Origin of the sequence: Mesorhizobium sp. M7A.F.Ca.AU.001.01.1.1 (assembly GCF_004022735.1) — a bacterium.
GTDB lineage: Bacteria > Pseudomonadota > Alphaproteobacteria > Rhizobiales > Rhizobiaceae > Mesorhizobium > Mesorhizobium ciceri.
This window is the reverse complement of the sequence record NZ_RZPF01000931.1, coordinates 1-2,118: the sequence shown is the minus strand read 5'-3', so window position 1 is coordinate 2,118 and position 2,118 is coordinate 1. Positions and strand designations below refer to the sequence as shown.

At 55.2% G+C, this 2,118-nt stretch carries 2 protein-coding genes; both read right to left on the bottom strand.

Annotated features, from left to right (window positions below; all coding sequences use genetic code 11):
• The coding region (locus EN884_RS34125; RefSeq protein ID WP_128361046.1) for a DUF3419 family protein at window positions 1-1,070 on the bottom strand (1,070 nt) is incomplete at its 3' end.
• Window positions 1,071-1,537: 467 nt separating this feature from the next.
• Window positions 1,538-2,118 (bottom strand): hypothetical protein (locus EN884_RS34120; RefSeq protein WP_206617723.1); only part of this gene is annotated, 581 nt, incomplete at its 5' end.

The following is a 2,118-nucleotide window of genomic DNA, read 5'->3' as shown; positions in this document are numbered from 1 at the left end:
ATCCAGTCCTGTGCGTCGAGCAGGACGAAGCGGTCGACCGCGCCTGCATCCTTGCCGGCGAGAAACTCGATCAGATTGGCATGGTGGATGGCGACGCGGCCGACATTGCCGCGGATGGTCTCGTAATTCTGCTTTTCGAGATAGGCGGGCAGGGCGGCCTCGCCGGGGTTCGGATAGCGGCGGGCAAAGGCCTGCCAGGCGAAGTAGTTATTCTCCAGCGGAAAATCGCAAGCGAGTTTTTCCAGCCGGGCTTTCAGCACGCTGGCCATGGTGCCGTCGCCAGAAGTGATCAGCGAATCGTACTGCGCCGGTGGAATGCCGAGGCCGAACAGCGAAGCCTTGCGCGACGTCGCCCATCTCAAAAGCTTGTTGTCGAAGACCGGCGCCAACTCCTCGTTGAAGAAGCGGCGCTGCTCGCCGATGTTCCTGGCCTGCATGATGCCGGCTGGGTCGACGCCGAAGAATTTTCCCGTGCGATGGCCCATGGCGATGAACAAGCCGAGCAGGCCGGTCTGGTAGAAATTGCGGTCGAACACAGTGATGCGACGGCGCCCGCGCCAGTTGCGGCGCTCCCAGTAGTGACGGCTGACAGGATCGAGATGCGGCGCGATGAAACGGTCATACGCTTTCGAATTGTGGCTGGTGTCGGCGGCGCCGAAGAAGCGGAACAGATCGCCCTGCGATGGCAAATGGCGCACCGCCTCCAGCTTCATGCGGTTCAGCGCGATGTGCGCGGTGTTGAGGTCGACGGCGTCGACCCGGGCCGGCGAGCGCGTGAGGTAGGCCAGGATGTTGCAGCCGCCGGAGGCGATGGTGACGACGCGGTGGCCCTGGCCAAGCTGCATCGCCTCCATGTCGACATCGGGGTCTTCCCAGATCTGCGGATAGACGAGGCCGGAGAACAGGAAGGCGAACAGCCGCTCCGAAATGCCGGCCTTCGACAGCGGGCGGTTCTGATAGACGGCCTTTCCAACTTCCTTGCCGCGGCGAAAAACCAGATCTGCGGAAACGTCCGTCATGGCAAGATGATTCCCCATTTGCTTTGCCGCAAGCGGGTAGCGCAGGCTCATGACAGGCCGGTGACAGCCGGTTGACGCCGGTCGATCCTTGCTGATCTCGATAATGTCTTCGAAAGTGCGGCGGTGCGCGTCTCGACATGGACCGCGCGCTTTTTCATCGAATCTGATTGCAAATAGTCATACGTCGGCCGGCTTCGGCAAGCAGGCCAACAGGACCAGTGCGCTCGATGAAGGGGTAGAGTTGCGAAGCCCGGTTGGAAGTTGTGTCGCCACAACGCTATATTCCGTGAACTGAATGTACGACAGCAGCAAGCTATACTCGACAGTCAGGAAGCCGCGCATGCTTGTCTTTTGGCGAGTCGGCATCCAGGCTGCGACATTGTCGTGGCAGAAATATTCCGGGGGTCGCCATTTCCCGATTTCACCCCCGCCAGCGGGACGATGCCGCCGGAGGGCCGATATACGAAGAGGTCTGTCGCCAGATCGGCAATCTTTTTATCTGAAGATGGTTCGTCCTTCTAGCCCTCTTTTTTGCGAAAAACTTCGTTTATCCCACGGTTTGATTTGATTGCATCCATTAATTTTGGAATCTGGTCCCAATATTCGCTGTAAGAAAAGCAATCTATTAGTTTACTGAACGCATACCACGTGTTTATTTTTTCCGGATCGTCTTTATTTTTGTTTTGGAAAATTGATTGTGCTTCTATGGATAGTTTTTCAAGATGCTCTTCCAGGGAATTGAATTCCCAGTCATCTAAATTCCCATCACCGGTTCTTCTAAGAGATTGTTCCTCCGAAATTCTCCCCGACACTTTAGTGATTTTCATAGCAGTTTTTATAATTTCATCTTCGCTTTTAGCCGTATGAAGGGCAAGGACGGTCACGAGATTCAGCATTTCGCTATGTCTAAACAAAATTGAACGTCTAGGAATTTCTCTTGTTTCTTGAACTCTCTCCATCTCTTTCACTGTTTCCTTGGAAACCAGTTCTTCGTCCTCGCTGGATACGAAGGCTAAAAAGCGCGATGGCGAATATGCGTAGAACAACTGGCCAGTCGCTTCGAAAAACTCGTGCCTGAGTTCAGGCATTGGTCCTGTCT